Annotated in this window: 12 protein-coding genes and 4 tRNA genes; all 16 read right to left on the reverse strand. The window is 55.7% G+C overall.

Annotated features, from left to right (window positions below; genetic code table 11):
- Window positions 1-46: 46 nt before the first annotated feature.
- Window positions 47-418 (reverse strand): 30S ribosomal protein S12, encoded by a 372-nt coding sequence (rpsL, locus tag APH41_RS07245; protein ID WP_002555494.1) that lies wholly within the window; start codon window positions 416-418, stop codon window positions 47-49.
- Between the two features lie 216 nt (window positions 419-634).
- Window positions 635-4,834 (reverse strand): DNA-directed RNA polymerase subunit beta', encoded by a 4,200-nt coding sequence (gene rpoC, locus APH41_RS07250; protein WP_003194653.1) that lies wholly within the window; start codon window positions 4,832-4,834, stop codon window positions 635-637.
- A 64-nt stretch (window positions 4,835-4,898) separates the two neighbouring features.
- Window positions 4,899-8,972 carry a DNA-directed RNA polymerase subunit beta gene (gene rpoB / locus APH41_RS07255; protein WP_010206926.1) on the reverse strand — a complete coding sequence of 1,358 codons (4,074 nt, stop codon included), beginning with the start codon at window positions 8,970-8,972 and terminating at the stop codon, window positions 4,899-4,901.
- Between the two features lie 219 nt (window positions 8,973-9,191).
- The gene (rplL, locus tag APH41_RS07260) at window positions 9,192-9,557 is read right to left on the reverse strand and encodes a 50S ribosomal protein L7/L12 (RefSeq protein WP_020302454.1); all 366 of its coding nucleotides are present in this window, start codon (window positions 9,555-9,557) and stop codon (window positions 9,192-9,194) included.
- 78 nt (window positions 9,558-9,635) lie between these two features.
- On the reverse strand, window positions 9,636-10,136 hold the full coding sequence (rplJ, locus tag APH41_RS07265) for a 50S ribosomal protein L10 (RefSeq protein WP_003232405.1): 501 nt from the start codon (window positions 10,134-10,136) through the stop codon (window positions 9,636-9,638).
- Window positions 10,137-10,335: 199 nt separating this feature from the next.
- On the reverse strand, window positions 10,336-11,031 hold the full coding sequence (gene rplA / locus APH41_RS07270) for a 50S ribosomal protein L1 (protein WP_054918203.1): 696 nt from the start codon (window positions 11,029-11,031) through the stop codon (window positions 10,336-10,338).
- Entirely contained in the window at window positions 11,031-11,462 is a 432-nt protein-coding gene (rplK, locus tag APH41_RS07275; RefSeq protein WP_003176435.1) for a 50S ribosomal protein L11, read from the reverse strand. The genes rplA and rplK overlap by 1 nt, the downstream gene beginning before the upstream one ends.
- 116 nt (window positions 11,463-11,578) lie before the next feature.
- Window positions 11,579-12,112: a transcription termination/antitermination protein NusG gene (nusG, locus tag APH41_RS07280; RefSeq protein WP_003176436.1), complete on the reverse strand. Its 534-nt coding sequence runs from the start codon at window positions 12,110-12,112 to the stop codon at window positions 11,579-11,581.
- Window positions 12,113-12,121: 9 nt separating this feature from the next.
- Entirely contained in the window at window positions 12,122-12,490 is a 369-nt protein-coding gene (gene secE / locus APH41_RS07285) for a preprotein translocase subunit SecE (protein ID WP_003194658.1), read from the reverse strand.
- A 45-nt stretch (window positions 12,491-12,535) separates the two neighbouring features.
- Window positions 12,536-12,611: transfer RNA gene (locus tag APH41_RS07290), tRNA-Trp, on the reverse strand.
- Between the two features lie 143 nt (window positions 12,612-12,754).
- Window positions 12,755-12,830, reverse strand: a tRNA-Thr gene (locus APH41_RS07295).
- Window positions 12,831-12,856: 26 nt separating this feature from the next.
- A tRNA-Gly gene (locus APH41_RS07300) sits at window positions 12,857-12,930 on the reverse strand.
- Between the two features lie 24 nt (window positions 12,931-12,954).
- Window positions 12,955-13,039, reverse strand: a tRNA-Tyr gene (locus APH41_RS07305).
- A 142-nt stretch (window positions 13,040-13,181) separates the two neighbouring features.
- Window positions 13,182-13,628, reverse strand: a complete 447-nt coding sequence (locus tag APH41_RS07310; RefSeq protein ID WP_054896953.1) for a hypothetical protein — start codon at window positions 13,626-13,628, stop codon at window positions 13,182-13,184.
- Window positions 13,629-13,635: 7 nt separating this feature from the next.
- On the reverse strand, window positions 13,636-14,385 hold the full coding sequence (locus APH41_RS07315) for a pantothenate kinase (RefSeq protein WP_054896954.1): 750 nt from the start codon (window positions 14,383-14,385) through the stop codon (window positions 13,636-13,638).
- Window positions 14,375-15,334: a bifunctional biotin--[acetyl-CoA-carboxylase] ligase/biotin operon repressor BirA gene (birA, locus tag APH41_RS07320; protein WP_054918205.1), complete on the reverse strand. Its 960-nt coding sequence runs from the start codon at window positions 15,332-15,334 to the stop codon at window positions 14,375-14,377. The genes APH41_RS07315 and birA overlap by 11 nt, the downstream gene beginning before the upstream one ends.
- Between the last annotated feature and the right edge of the window lie 96 nt (window positions 15,335-15,430).

Below are 15,430 nucleotides of genomic sequence, written 5' to 3' on the forward strand. Positions count from 1 at the left end.
TATCGACTCAGAAAATAAGATGATTCAGGTTTACAAAAAGCCGCTACTACTTAGGCTTCTTGGTACCGTACTTCGAACGACCCTGGTTACGACCTTTAACGCCGGAAGTATCCAAGGAACCGCGTACGGTGTGATAACGAACACCTGGCAAGTCTTTTACACGACCGCCGCGGATCAGTACCACGCTGTGCTCTTGCAGGTTGTGGCCTTCACCGCCGATGTACGAGGAAACCTCGAAACCGTTAGTCAGACGCACACGGCATACTTTACGCAGTGCCGAGTTAGGTTTTTTCGGCGTGGTGGTATACACACGGGTGCATACGCCACGACGTTGCGGGCAGTTCTGCAGCGCAGGTACGTCGGATTTCTCGACGATACGCTTACGCGGCTGACGTACCAGCTGGTTGATAGTTGCCATCTACTAGCTCCACTGTTGTCTTGCGACGCTATTGTCTTGCAAGAAAAGCAAAATGGCAGGAACGAATTCCCGCCAAATTTAGGGGTACAAGAGTCTAAAGAGGATCTTGTCCCCAGTCAAGGCAAGGCCCCGACCTCCCCTCGCGTCGAACCGGGGCAAAAATGCCTCGATCCGACGAACGGGAGTGCCAGGGCCCAGACTCATCTATCGCAGAACTCAGTTACCGCTTGAGTTCAGCGCTTCGGTCAGTGCAGCTTCCACTTCACTGGCGCTTACGCGCAGCGGCTTGTCAGCATCACGGCGACGCTTACGCTCGCTGTGGTAAGCCAAACCGGTACCTGCCGGGATCAGACGACCCACGACTACGTTTTCTTTCAGGCCGCGCAGGTAATCGCGCTTGCCGGTTACCGCTGCTTCGGTCAGTACGCGAGTGGTCTCTTGGAAGGAGGCCGCCGAGATGAACGACTCAGTGGACAACGACGCCTTGGTGATACCCAGCAGCACGCGAGTGAACTTGGAGACAAACTTCTCTTCGTTCGCCAGGCGCTCGTTTTCTACCAGTACGTGAGTCAGCTCCATCTGGTCGCCCTTGATGAAACTGGAATCGCCGGATTCAGCGATTTCAACTTTACGCAGCATCTGACGCAGGATGGTCTCGATGTGCTTGTCGTTGATCTTCACGCCTTGCAGACGGTAAACGTCCTGGATCTCGTTAACGATGTACTTGGCCAGCGCACTCACACCCAGCAGACGCAGGATGTCGTGTGGATCGCTCGGACCGTCGGAGATAACTTCGCCGCGGTTTACCTGTTCGCCTTCGAACACGTTCAGGTGACGCCACTTCGGAATCAGCTCTTCATACGGATCGCTACCGTCGTTCGGGGTAATAACCAGACGGCGCTTGCCTTTGGTTTCTTTACCGAACGCGATGGTGCCGCTGACTTCAGCCAGAATCGACGCTTCTTTCGGACGACGAGCTTCGAACAAGTCGGCAACACGCGGCAGACCACCGGTGATGTCACGGGTCTTCGAAGTTTCTTGCGGGATACGCGCGATAACATCACCGATCGCGATCTTCGCACCATCCGCTACACCGACCAGGGCGTTGGCTGGCAGGAAGTACTGAGCGATTACGTCAGTGCCTGGCAGCAACAGATCCTTGCCGTTGTCATCGACCATCTTCACGGCAGGACGGATGTCCTTACCAGCAGCTGGACGATCTTTGGCGTCGAGTACTTCAATGTTGGTCATACCGGTCAATTCGTCAGTCTGACGCTTGATCGTGATGCCTTCTTCCATGCCCACGTAGGTCACGGTACCTTTCATTTCGGTAACGATTGGGTGAGTGTGCGGATCCCACTTGGCCACGATTGCGCCAGCGTCGACCTTGTCACCTTCTTTAACCGAAATCACAGCACCGTACGGCAGCTTGTAACGCTCACGCTCACGACCGTAGTCATCAGCGATGGCCAGCTCACCGGAACGGGACACAGCAACCAGGTGACCATCCACTCGCTCAACGTGCTTGAGGTTATGCAGGCGGACGGTACCGCCATTCTTCACCTGAACGCTGTCGGCTGCGGAGGTCCGGCTTGCCGCACCACCGATGTGGAACGTACGCATGGTGAGCTGGGTACCCGGCTCACCGATGGACTGGGCAGCGATAACGCCGACCGCTTCACCGATGTTCACCTGGTGACCACGAGCCAAGTCACGGCCATAGCACTTGGCGCAGATGCCGTAGCGGGTTTCGCAACTGATCGGCGAGCGAACGATCACTTCGTCGATGCTGTTGAGTTCGATGAACTCGACCCACTTCTCGTCAACCAGGGTGCCGGCAGGAACGATAACTTCCTCGGTACCTGGCTTGAATACGTCACGGGCAATAACACGACCCAATACGCGCTCACCCAGCGGCTCTACAACGTCACCGCCTTCAATGTGCGGCGTCATCAGCAGGCCGTGCTCGGTGCCGCAATCGATCTCGGTTACAACCAGATCTTGTGCAACGTCTACCAGACGACGAGTCAGGTAACCGGAGTTAGCGGTTTTCAACGCGGTATCCGCAAGACCCTTACGAGCACCGTGAGTGGAGATGAAGTACTGAAGTACGCTCAAACCTTCACGGAAGTTCGCAGTGATCGGCGTTTCGATGATGGAACCGTCCGGCTTGGCCATCAGGCCACGCATACCGGCGAGCTGACGGATCTGCGCAGCAGAACCCCGTGCGCCCGAGTCGGCCATCATGTACATCGAGTTGAAGGACTCTTGGTCAACTTCGTCGCCGTGACGGTCGATGACTTTCTCTTTCGAGAGGTTGGCCATCATCGCCTTGGACACTTCGTCGTTGGCCTTGGACCAAAGGTCGATCACCTTGTTGTACTTCTCGCCCTGGGTTACCAGGCCGGAGGCGTACTGGCTCTCGATCTCTTTCACTTCGTCAGTGGCAGCACTGATGATGCGGGCTTTTTCATCCGGGATAACGAAGTCGTTAACGCCGATGGAAACGCCGGAGATAGTCGAGTAAGCGAAACCTGTGTACATCAACTGGTCAGCGAAGATAACGGTCTCTTTCAAACCAACCACGCGGTAGCACTGGTTGATCAGCTTGGAGATCGCCTTTTTCTTCATCGGCAGGTTGACGACGTCGTACGACAGACCTTTTGGCACAACCTGGTACAACAGCGCACGGCCGACAGTGGTGTCGACGATACGGGTGTTGCTCACGCTGCCGCCGTCACGGTCGTTGACGGTTTCGTGGATCCGCACCTTGACCTTGGCGTGCAGTGCGGCTTCGCCGGCACGGAACACACGGTCAACTTCTTGCAGGTCAGCGAACACACGACCTTCGCCTTTGGCGTTGATCGCTTCACGAGTCATGTAGTACAGACCCAATACAACGTCCTGCGACGGAACGATGATTGGCTCACCGTTGGCTGGCGACAGAATGTTGTTGGTCGACATCATCAACGCACGCGCTTCCAACTGGGCTTCCAGTGTCAGCGGTACGTGCACGGCCATTTGGTCGCCGTCGAAGTCGGCGTTGTACGCGGCACAGACCAGAGGGTGCAGCTGGATAGCCTTACCTTCGATCAGCACCGGTTCAAACGCCTGGATACCCAGACGGTGAAGGGTCGGTGCACGGTTGAGGAGAACCGGGTGTTCGCGAATCACTTCAGCGAGAACGTCCCAAACCTCTGGCAGTTCGCGCTCGACCATCTTCTTGGCCGCTTTGATGGTGGTCGCGAGACCGCGCATTTCCAGCTTGCCGAAGATGAACGGCTTGAACAGCTCGAGTGCCATCTTCTTAGGCAGACCGCACTGGTGCAGACGCAGGGTCGGGCCTACGGTAATTACCGAACGACCGGAGTAGTCAACACGCTTACCGAGCAAGTTCTGACGGAAACGACCTTGCTTACCCTTGATCATGTCAGCCAAGGATTTCAGAGGACGCTTGTTGGAACCGGTGATAGCGCGGCCACGACGACCGTTGTCGAGCAGGGCATCGACCGCTTCTTGCAACATACGCTTTTCGTTGCGCACGATGATGTCCGGAGCGGACAGATCAAGCAGGCGCTTCAAGCGGTTGTTACGGTTGATCACGCGGCGGTACAGGTCGTTGAGGTCGGACGTCGCGAAACGACCACCGTCCAACGGTACCAGCGGACGCAGGTCTGGCGGCAGAACCGGCAGAACGGTCAGCACCATCCACTCTGGCAAGTTGCCGGAACCCTGGAAGGCCTCCATCAACTTCAGACGCTTGGACAGCTTCTTGATCTTGGTTTCGGAGTTGGTTTGCGGAATCTCTTCACGCAGACGACCAATCTCGTGCTCCAGGTCGATAGCGTGCAGCAGCTCGCGGACAGCTTCGGCACCCATGCGGGCATCGAAATCGTCGCCGAACTCTTCAAGCGCTTCGAAGTACTGCTCGTCGTTCAGCAGCTGACCTTTTTCAAGGGTGGTCATGCCTGGGTCGATAACGACATAGCTCTCGAAGTAGAGAACACGTTCGATATCACGCAGGGTCATGTCCATCAGCAAGCCGATACGGGACGGCAGCGATTTCAGGAACCAGATGTGGGCAACCGGCGAAGCCAGTTCGATGTGCGCCATGCGCTCACGACGAACCTTGGCCAGTGCGACTTCAACGCCACACTTCTCACAGATCACACCCCGGTGCTTCAAGCGCTTGTACTTACCGCACAGGCACTCGTAATCCTTTACCGGGCCAAAGATCTTGGCGCAGAACAGGCCGTCACGCTCAGGTTTGAACGTACGGTAGTTGATGGTTTCCGGCTTTTTAACTTCACCGAACGACCACGAACGGATCATCTCAGGCGATGCCAATCCAATACGGATGGCGTCGAACTCTTCGACTTGACCCTGGTTTTTCAGCAAATTCAGTAGGTCTTTCAAGGCCTTTCCTCCTGGCGGAGCAGAGAGCGGGCTAAACAGCCCCGCTCTCGATTCGCGTCACGTGTTATTCGGTTTCCAGATCGATATCGATGCCGAGGGAACGAATTTCTTTGATCAACACGTTGAAGGACTCGGGCATGCCCGGCTCCATACGGTGATCGCCGTCCACGATGTTTTTGTACATCTTGGTACGACCGTTCACATCGTCCGACTTCACTGTGAGCATTTCTTGCAGAGTGTATGCAGCACCGTATGCTTCCAGTGCCCAGACCTCCATCTCCCCGAAACGCTGACCACCGAACTGAGCCTTACCACCCAGCGGCTGCTGGGTAACCAGGCTGTACGAACCGGTAGAACGAGCGTGCATCTTGTCGTCTACCAAGTGGTTCAGCTTCAGCATGTACATGTAGCCAACAGTAACCGGGCGCTCGAACTTGTTGCCGGTACGGCCGTCGAACAGCTGCATCTGGCCGCTTTCTGGCAGGTCTGCCAGTTTCAGCATGGCCTTGATTTCGCTTTCCTTGGCACCGTCGAACACCGGGGTAGCCATTGGAACGCCGCCGCGCAGGTTCTTCGCCAGATCCAGGATTTCCTGGTCGGAGAAGGTGTCCAGCTCTTCGTTGCGACCGCCGATCTCGTTGTAGATCTCGTGCAGGAACTTACGCAGGTCTGCGACTTTGCGCTGCTCTTCGATCATGCGGTTGATCTTCTCGCCCAGACCTTTGGCCGCGAGGCCCAGGTGGGTTTCAAGGATCTGACCAACGTTCATACGCGAAGGTACGCCCAACGGGTTGAGGACGACGTCGACCGGGGTGCCATTGGCATCGTGCGGCATGTCTTCAACCGGCATGATCACAGAGACCACACCCTTGTTACCGTGACGACCGGCCATCTTGTCGCCCGGTTGGATGCGGCGACGGATTGCCAGGTAAACCTTGACGATTTTCAGCACGCCTGGAGCCAGGTCATCGCCCTGCTGCAGTTTGCGCTTCTTGTCTTCGAACTTGTCGTCCAGCAGACGGCGGCGATCAACGATATAGGCCTGGGCCTTCTCGAGCTGCTCGTTCAGAGCATCTTCAGCCATGCGCAGTTTGAACCACTGCCCGTGCTCAAGACCGTCGAGGATTTCGTCGGTGATGTCCTGACCTTTCTTCAGGCCTGCGCCGCCTTCAGCCTTGTGGCCTACCAGAGCGGAACGCAGACGTTCGAAGGTCGCGCCTTCAACGATACGGAACTCTTCGTTCAGGTCCTTGCGGATCTCGTCGAGCTGAGTCTTCTCGATGGACAGTGCACGAGCATCACGCTCAACGCCGTCACGGGTGAAGACCTGTACGTCGATGACCGTACCCTTGGTACCGGTAGGTACACGCAGGGAGGTGTCTTTAACGTCGCTGGCTTTTTCACCGAAGATGGCGCGCAGCAGCTTCTCTTCCGGCGTCAGTTGGGTCTCGCCTTTCGGAGTGACCTTACCGACCAGGATGTCGCCAGCGCCAACTTCAGCACCAACATAAACGATACCGGCTTCGTCCAGCTTGTTCAGTGCAGCTTCACCCACGTTCGGGATGTCTGCAGTGATTTCCTCAGGCCCAAGCTTGGTATCACGCGCCACACAGGTCAGTTCCTGGATGTGGATCGTGGTGAAGCGGTCTTCTTGAACCACACGCTCGGACAGGCAGATGGAGTCTTCGAAGTTGAAGCCGTTCCATGCCATGAACGCGATGCGCATGTTCTGGCCGAGAGCCAGTTCACCCATGTCGGTGGACGGGCCGTCAGCCATGATGTCGCTACGCTGAACGCGATCACCCTTGCTCACCAGCGGACGCTGGTTGATGCAGGTGTTCTGGTTCGAGCGGGTGTATTTGGTCAGGTTGTAGATGTCGACACCGGCTTCGCCAGTTTCTACTTCGTCATCGGCAACACGAACCACGATACGGCTGGCATCAACGGAGTCGATCACGCCGCCACGACGAGCCACGACGCAAACGCCGGAGTCACGTGCTACGTTGCGCTCCATGCCGGTACCTACCAGCGGCTTGTCAGCACGCAGGGTCGGTACAGCTTGACGCTGCATGTTGGAACCCATCAACGCACGGTTGGCGTCATCGTGTTCCAGGAACGGGATCAGCGACGCTGCAACCGAAACTACCTGCTTCGGAGAAACGTCCATCAAGGTGACGTCTTCCGGCGCCTTGACGGTGAACTCGTTCAAGTGACGAACAGCTACCAGCTCGTCGACCAGGACTTTCTTGTCGTTCATCGTGGCCGAAGCCTGAGCGATCACGTGATCAGCTTCTTCGATGGCGGACAGGAATACGATCTCGTCGGTGACCAGGGCGTCTTTCACCACACGGTATGGGCTTTCGAGGAAGCCGTACTGGTTGGTGCGCGCATAGGCAGCCAGGGAGTTGATCAGACCGATGTTCGGACCTTCCGGCGTTTCGATCGGGCATACACGACCGTAATGCGTCGGGTGTACGTCACGGACTTCAAAGCCAGCACGCTCACGGGTCAGACCGCCCGGGCCCAGTGCAGAAACACGGCGCTTGTGGGTGATCTCGGAGAGCGGGTTGTTCTGGTCCATGAACTGCGAAAGCTGGCTGGAACCGAAGAACTCTTTCACCGCCGCAGCCACTGGCTTGGCGTTGATCAGGTCTTGCGGCATCAGGCCTTCGCTTTCAGCCATCGACAGACGCTCTTTGACCGCACGCTCAACACGCACCAGGCCAACGCGGAACTGGTTCTCGGCCATTTCGCCTACGCAGCGAACACGACGGTTACCCAGGTGGTCGATGTCATCGACGATGCCTTTGCCGTTACGGATGTCGACCAAAGTCTTCAATACCGCGACGATGTCTTCCTTGCACAGCACGCCCGAACCTTCGATCTCGGTACGACCGATACGACGGTTGAACTTCATCCGGCCGACCGCAGACAGGTCATAACGCTCAGGGCTGAAGAACAGGTTGTTGAACAGGGTTTCGGCAGCGTCTTTGGTTGGCGGCTCACCAGGACGCATCATGCGATAGATTTCGACCAGCGCTTCCAATTGGTTGCTGGTGGAGTCGATCTTCAGTGTGTCGGAGATGAACGGACCGCAGTCGATATCGTTGGTGTACAGGGTCTCGATGCGAACAACCTGGGCCTTGGCGATTTTGGCCAGGATCTCGGTGTTCAGCTCGGTGTTGCACTCAGCCAGGATTTCGCCTGTAGCCGGGTGAACGATGACCTTGGCGGTAGTGCGACCCAGAACGTAGTCCAGAGGCACTTCCAGCTCTTTGATACCGGCTTTTTCGATCTGGTTGATGTGGCGCGCAGTGATACGACGGCCAGCCTCAACGATGACCTTGCCTTTTTCATCCTGGATGTCCAGGACGGCAATTTCACCACGCAGACGCGAAGCGATCAGCTCCAGCTTGAGGGTTTCATCCTTCAGGCTGAATACGTTGGTGGTATAAAAAGCGTCCAGCACTTGCTCAGTGGTATAGCCGAGTGCGCGCAGCAGTACCGAGGCCGGCAGCTTGCGACGACGGTCGATACGTACGAACACGCAGTCTTTCGGGTCGAACTCGAAGTCCAACCACGAACCGCGGTACGGAATGATCCGCGCGGAGTACAGGAGTTTGCCGGAGCTGTGCGTCTTGCCGCGGTCGTGGTCGAAGAACACGCCCGGGGAACGGTGCAGCTGGGAAACGATTACACGCTCGGTACCGTTGATTACGAAGGTACCGTTCTCGGTCATCAATGGGATTTCGCCCATGTAGACTTCTTGCTCTTTGATGTCCTTGATCGCTTTGTTCGACGATTCTTTGTCGAAAATGATCAAACGGACTTTTACCCGCAAAGGTACGGCGTACGTAACGCCACGTAACACGCATTCTTTGACATCAAATGCCGGTTCGCCCAGGCGATAACCGACGTACTCCAGCGCAGCATTGCCGGAGTAGCTGATGATCGGGAAAACGGATTTGAAGGCCGCATGCAGGCCCACGTCGCGGAACTGATCTTTGGTCGCTCCCGCCTGCAAGAATTCACGATACGAATCCAGCTGGATAGCCAGAAGGTACGGGACATCCATGACGTCCGGCAACTTGCTAAAGTCCTTGCGGATACGTTTTTTCTCAGTATATGAGTAAGCCATCAGCGTTCCCCAGCTTGGTCACCTGCTTGTTTGGCCCCTCCGACGGGAGCAGCCAGAAAATCTTGCAAACCCCATGGTTTGCACCACCGCTTCGGGTGGCTACAGCGCGTTAATGGCGGCGACCGAGTCGACAGCCAAGAACGGAAAAAGGCCGGTGGCAAGAGCCACCAGCCATCAGCCTTCAGCTTAACGCTTGGGCTGGAGACGCAAGGTCGATGCTTACTTCAGCTCGACTTTAGCGCCTGCTTCTTCCAGAGTAGCTTTGGCTTTGTCAGCTGCGTCTTTAGTAACAGCTTCCAGAACCATGGCAGGAGCGCCGTCAACTACAGCCTTGGCTTCTTTCAGGCCCAGACCTGTCAGTTCACGTACTGCCTTGATCACGTTTACTTTCTTCTCGCCAGCTTCGGTCAGCATGACGTTGAATTCGGTTTGCTCTTCAACAACGGCAGCAGCAGCAGCTGGACCGGCGGAAGCAGCGGCAGCGGAAACGCCGAATTTTTCTTCGAAAGCTTTGATCAGCTCAACAACCTGCAGAACCGACATTTCAGCTACGGCGTTGAGGATATCGTCTTGGGAGATAGACATTGCTGTATTTCCTGAATTGGGGGACGGCCTACGCGGCCATCGAAATAAACAAAAATACGCGAGAGAGGTTGCTCAGCCTTAGGCTGCGGCAGCTTCTTTTTGCTCGCGAACTGCAGCCAGAGTACGAGCCAGCTTGCTGGTAGCGCCTTGAATCACGCTCATCAGCTGCGAAATGGCTTCGTCGCGGGTCGGCAGTGTTGCCAGTACGTCGATTTGGTTAGCTGCGAGGAACTTGCCCTCGAACGCAGCTGCCTTGATCTCGAACTTATCCTGACTCTTGGCGAATTCTTTGAACAAACGGGCAGCAGCGCCTGGATGATCTTTAGAGAACGCGATCAGAGTCGGGCCGGTGAACACGTCGTTGAGAACACTGTATTCAGTGTCAGCAACGGCGCGCTTGAGCAGGGTGTTACGTACAACACGTACGTATACGCCAGCTTCACGAGCCTCTTTACGGAGTCCGGTCATAGCGCCTACTGTCACACCACGGGCATCAGCCACGACAGCGGACAGAGCAGCTTTGGCAGCCTCGTTGACTTCAGCGACGATGGCCTTCTTGTCTTCGAGATTAATTGCCACGGGTTTAACTCCTGCTTGTTACCGTTTCATCTGGCCTAGGCCTGATGTCGTTTTGGTGTCTGATTCGGTAAGGAACCGGGAGCACCATCTGCGTAGGCTTGTTGGTTTAAGACTTGCGTCGCCTACGGTCTTGGATAGCCCCCGCCAGGCAGGGACCCCAATCTTTCAATTGGCGCAATTACTTGCGCCAATTTATGTCTTATACGTCCAGCGAGCCTTGGTCGATGACCAGGCCTGGGCCCATAGTGGTGCTCAGGGTAACGCGCTTGACGTAGATACCTTTCGAAGAAGCAGGCTTGATACGCTTCAGATCAGCGATCAGGGCTTCAACGTTTTCCTTCAGCTTGACGGCATCGAAGCCGACTTTGCCAACGGAGGTGTGAATGATGCCGTTTTTGTCGGTGCGATAACGAACCTGACCAGCCTTGGCGTTTTTAACCGCGGTAGCTACGTCTGGAGTTACGGTGCCGACTTTAGGGTTAGGCATCAGGCCACGTGGACCGAGGATCTGACCCAACTGACCTACAACGCGCATTGCATCCGGGGAAGCAATTACGACGTCATAGTTCAGGTCGCCGCCTTTCATTTCGGCAGCCAGGTCATCCATGCCAACGCGATCAGCACCAGCGGCCAGAGCAGCTTCAGCAGCTGGGCCTTGGGTGAAGACGGCAACACGTACAGTCTTGCCAGTACCGTGTGGCAGCACAGTAGCGCTACGAACGACCTGGTCGGATTTACGTGGGTCAACGCCCAGGTTCACAGCAACGTCAACAGACTCGCTGAACTTGACAGTCGACAGCTCGGTCAGCAGGGCAGCAGCGTCTACGAAGTTGTAGGACTTGCCCGCTTCGATTTTGCCGGCGATAGCCTTTTGGGGCTTGGTCAGCTTAGCCATTACACACCCTCCACGTTAAGGCCCATGCTACGAGCAGAACCGGCGATGGTACGCACGGCTGCATCCATATCAGCTGCAGTCAGATCCGCGTTTTTGGTTTTCGCGATTTCTTCCAGCTGAGCACGGGTTACAGTGCCAACCTTAACGGTGTTAGGACGAGCGGAACCGCTGGTCAGACCGGCAGCTTTCTTCAGCAAAACCGAAGCCGGGGTCGACTTGGTTTCGAAGGTGAAGCTACGGTCGCTGTATACAGTGATGATCACTGGAGTCGGCAGACCTGGCTCAAGACCCTGAGTACGGGCGTTGAAGGCCTTGCAGAATTCCATGATGTTCACGCCGTGCTGACCCAGAGCTGGACCGACGGGTGGGCTAGGGTTGGCCTGAGCGGCCTTCACTTGCAGCTTGATGTAAGCGGTAATCTTCTTGGCCATGAGGCACTCCAATTACGGGTTCAAACGCCTCGAAAGGCTCCCCGGTTACTTGCGCGTTTATCCCAGTGACGACAAAACCCCACAGCCTAGGCTGCGGGGTTGGGATGCTTGCCCAGCTAGACCTTTTCGACCTGGCTGAACTCCAACTCTACCGGGGTAGAGCGACCGAAAATGAGCACTGCCACTTGGATCCGGCTCTTTTCGTAGTTAACTTCTTCGACCGTACCGTTAAAATCAGCGAACGGACCGTCTGTAACGCGAACAACCTCACCCGGCTCGAACAATGTCTTCGGCTTGGGCTTGTCGCTACCGTCAGCAACACGACGCAGAATTGCTTCCGCCTCTTTGTCGGTGATCGGAGCAGGCTTGTCGGCAGTACCGCCAATGAAGCCCATGACGCGAGGGGTATCCTTGACCAAGTGCCAAGTACCTTCGTTCATGTCCATTTGTACCAGCACGTAGCCAGGGAAGAACTTGCGTTCGCTTTTGCGCTTCTGCCCATTCCGCATTTCAACCACTTCTTCAGTGGGAACCAGAATTTCGCCGAAGCCATCTTCCATGCCTGCCAGCTTTACGCGCTCCAGCAAAGAGCGCATAACATGCTTCTCGTAACCCGAGTAAGCATGCACAACGTACCAACGCTTAGCCACGGGACACCCTTAGCCAACAATCAAGGAAACAAGCCAGCCGAGCAGGGAATCAAGCCCCCACAACAGCAACGCCATAACCAGAACAACAGCCACGACAATCAATGTGGTCTGAGTGGTTTCTTGGCGAGTCGGCCAAACGACTTTACGGATTTCGGTGCGAGCTTCCTTAACCAGTACCGCGAAGGACTTGCCTTTGGCAGTCTGCAGGCCTACAAAGGCAGCTACAGCAGCGAGGGCAAGCAAAGCGAGTACACGGTACAGGATCGGCGAAGCAGAATAGTACTGATTGCCAACAACGCCTACGACCACCAAGGCGACTACAGCGAGCCACTTTACCAGATCGAAACGAGAGCTTTGAGCTTCAGCCTTAGGAGTCATCTATGAAGATCCTGTGAAAAGAAAGCCAGACACACCACGTGAATCTGGCAGGTCAGGAGGGAATCGAACCCCCAACCTACGGTTTTGGAGACCGTCGCTCTGCCAATTGAGCTACTGACCTAAAACAAAATCAGGCCGACCATTATGCAGGCCTGAAAAAGACTTTACAACAACCAACCCCACAAGACCTGAAACACCGAACAACATTCAAGCCGAGGCAGCTGTTAAAACAAAGGCAGATATTTTCATATCTGCCTTGTCATATGGAGCTCTTGAGCGGATTTGAACCGCTGACCTCACCCTTACCAAGGGTGTGCTCTACCAACTGAGCTACAAGAGCGAAACACCTTGCACAACCTGCAAACTTGGAGCGGGTAGCGGGAATCGAACCCGCATCATCAGCTTGGAAGGCTGAGGTTCTACCACTAAACTATACCCGCGGAGCTTGCAGCTCACGCTAAAAATGGTGGAGGGGGAAGGATTCGAACCTTCGAAGTCGTAGACGTCAGATTTACAGTCTGATCCCTTTGGCCGCTCGGGAACCCCTCCTAAGCGAGCCGGCATTTTACATCACGCCGACCTTCTGTCAAGCATTTTCTCATTTAAATTATGAGGTTAGCTGCATTGACGGTAGCTTCGCACTGTAGCCCTTAAAGGTCTTCACTGCGAAGCGGGCGCCATTCTATGCAAACTATTCGAGAGTTGCAATGCCTTCGCACAGCATTATTTTATGTTTTAACTCATTGAATTCATTAGCAAGGCTTTCAAAGGGCAGATCGTCAGCCAGGCGACGGCTTTCAGGGGCCACACGCAACCAATAACCCGAGGCGCTCTGTGCATTCAGCAACTGGACCGTGACCTTTATATCCAGGCTCGTGAGCCTCTGCTCAAGAGAAGAGGCTTGGCGTCGATCCGAGAAACCGCCGATGTACAAGCAGGTATTCTGCGCCTCCGCCGACCTCGCTCGATCACGCCGAGCCACCGCATCTGCCGACTCACTCAAGAGGCGAATATCTTGCTGCGCTCCTCGATGGAGATTCAAGGGCGTGACATCCTTGGCCCGCAATGGCGCCTCTTGCTGATGCCAGACGTAATAAAAAACATTGAGAACCAGTAAAAGTAAAAACAGCCAGCGCATAATCACCTCAAGACAAAGGACACGCCATCGCCAAACCAACAAACACCAGGTCCGGGACCAGCCGAGCCTGCGGCGCAGCATCCCTGACCAGGTCGGCATCGCCTCCAGTGAGGAAGACCGTGAAATCCTCCCCCCAATAGCCTCGCGCCAACTCGAGCTGAGTCAGCACGAAACCTCTAAGCATGAGCGTACAACCACGCTCGACGGCCTCTACGGTCGTGCGACCTGGAGAGAGACGCTCCAGCGCCCGCTCAGCGGCCGCGTCGTCGTAGCGTATCTTGCGAGTATGGGTTCGCAGTTGATTACGCATAAGCGGCATACCCGGACAAATAAAACCACCCAGGTGCTCACCGTCCGGACCGATAAAATCTGCGGTCGCCGCCGTACCAAAATCGAGTACCAGGCATGCACCTGACGCCAACTTGAACGCGCCTAGCATGGCCAGCCATCGATCCATTCCAAGGCGCTGGAAGTCTTCGTAGCCGTTGCGCACTCCGCTCATTTCTCGAGCAGAGGTGGCACAGGAAACAGCAACGCCAAATGCCCCTACCAACGCGGCTATCAACTTATCGGTCTCCTCAAGCGCGCGAACACTCACCAACCGACAACGCGTGAGCAATAGACCAGGCAAAGCCACCAAACTGTCGATCAGCGCAATATCCGAACCTGCGATGCCTTCGGCGCGGACACTTGCATCACTCGACTCAAGAACACGCCACTTGATAAAGCTATTTCCACAGTCGAGCTCAAGAATCATCACGCAACCTCAGGCTTAGCTCACCACCGCTGTATATTTTCTCAACGCCACCGACATCCAAACGCAACGCGCCCTGACAATCCACACCGAGCACAACCCCATCAATCCGATTGACACCCGCGATAAGCGACACACACTTCCCTTGCCACGCGTGATGCTGCTGCCATTCTGCTTGCAGCCCGGCAAAACCCGCAGCCTTGTGTCGGTCCAGGTAGGCTTGTAGTTGCAAGCCCAGTCGCGCCACCAGGTGATTGCGATCAACAGAAGAGCCCGTCTCGAGCTGCATCGAGGTCCACTGCTGATCAACCTCTACAGCCTTCTGCATATTCACATTGATACCTATCCCTAGCACAACGTGACAGATATCTGCGGGATCTCCCACCAACTCAAGCAAGATGCCTGAGATTTTCTTGTGCCCAACCAGGACGTCGTTTGGCCACTTCAAAGCTGCGCCCTCCACGCCCGACTCACGCAGAGCCTGCAGGACTGCCAACCCCACCACCAGACTCAGCCCTTCCAGTTGCCGCAGGCCGCCCTCAACACGCAATACAAGGCTGTAGTAAACGTTTTGCGCAAATGGACTGACCCATTTGCGGCCTCGTCGCCCCCTACCAGCCGTCTGCTGCTCCGCTAGCACAATAAAAGGAGCCGCACTGCCCGCATCGACAAGACGTAAAGCCTCAGCATTAGTGGAGTCAATGGAGTCGAAAATGTGAACGGGCCAAGCCAAGGAAGCCGCCCTCTGAGAAATTTCCTGCGCATTCAAAAACATCAATGGCGCAGCCAATCTATATCCGCGCCCCCGGATCTTATGAATGGGGAGATTCAATTCTGCCTCAAGATGCTGAAGCTGCTTCCACACGGCACTGCGACTGACGCCTAGGGCGGCACCAAGCGCTTCTCCAGAATGAAAGCGACCATCTTTCAGAAGTTTCAACAACGTCAGCATGCACATATCGCCTCAGAATGAGGCACGCATGATAGCCATGCGCAGGGTCATTGCATAGAAAGGCTGGATATCAGTCATGATCGACGCCCCACCAGA

Origin of the sequence: Pseudomonas sp. NBRC 111138, assembly GCF_001320835.1 — a bacterium.
Taxonomy (GTDB): Bacteria; Pseudomonadota; Gammaproteobacteria; order Pseudomonadales; family Pseudomonadaceae; genus Aquipseudomonas; species Aquipseudomonas paracarnis.

What these genes read in the sequence shown, in the direction of transcription:
- rpsL (WP_002555494.1), bottom strand. Translation starts at nt 418, where the DNA reads ATGGCAACTATCAACCAGCTGGTACGTCAGCCGCGTAAGCGTATCGTC.
- secE (WP_003194658.1), bottom strand. Translation starts at nt 12,490, where the DNA reads ATGACTCCTAAGGCTGAAGCTCAAAGCTCTCGTTTCGATCTGGTAAAG.
- rplL (WP_020302454.1), bottom strand. Translation starts at nt 9,557, where the DNA reads ATGTCTATCTCCCAAGACGATATCCTCAACGCCGTAGCTGAAATGTCG.
- APH41_RS07310 (WP_054896953.1), bottom strand. Translation starts at nt 13,628, where the DNA reads ATGCGCTGGCTGTTTTTACTTTTACTGGTTCTCAATGTTTTTTATTAC.
- APH41_RS07315 (WP_054896954.1), bottom strand. Translation starts at nt 14,385, where the DNA reads ATGATTCTTGAGCTCGACTGTGGAAATAGCTTTATCAAGTGGCGTGTT.
- rplA (WP_054918203.1), bottom strand. Translation starts at nt 11,031, where the DNA reads ATGGCTAAGCTGACCAAGCCCCAAAAGGCTATCGCCGGCAAAATCGAA.
- rpoB (WP_010206926.1), bottom strand. Translation starts at nt 8,972, where the DNA reads ATGGCTTACTCATATACTGAGAAAAAACGTATCCGCAAGGACTTTAGC.
- birA (WP_054918205.1), bottom strand. Translation starts at nt 15,334, where the DNA reads ATGCTGACGTTGTTGAAACTTCTGAAAGATGGTCGCTTTCATTCTGGA.
- rplK (WP_003176435.1), bottom strand. Translation starts at nt 11,462, where the DNA reads ATGGCCAAGAAGATTACCGCTTACATCAAGCTGCAAGTGAAGGCCGCT.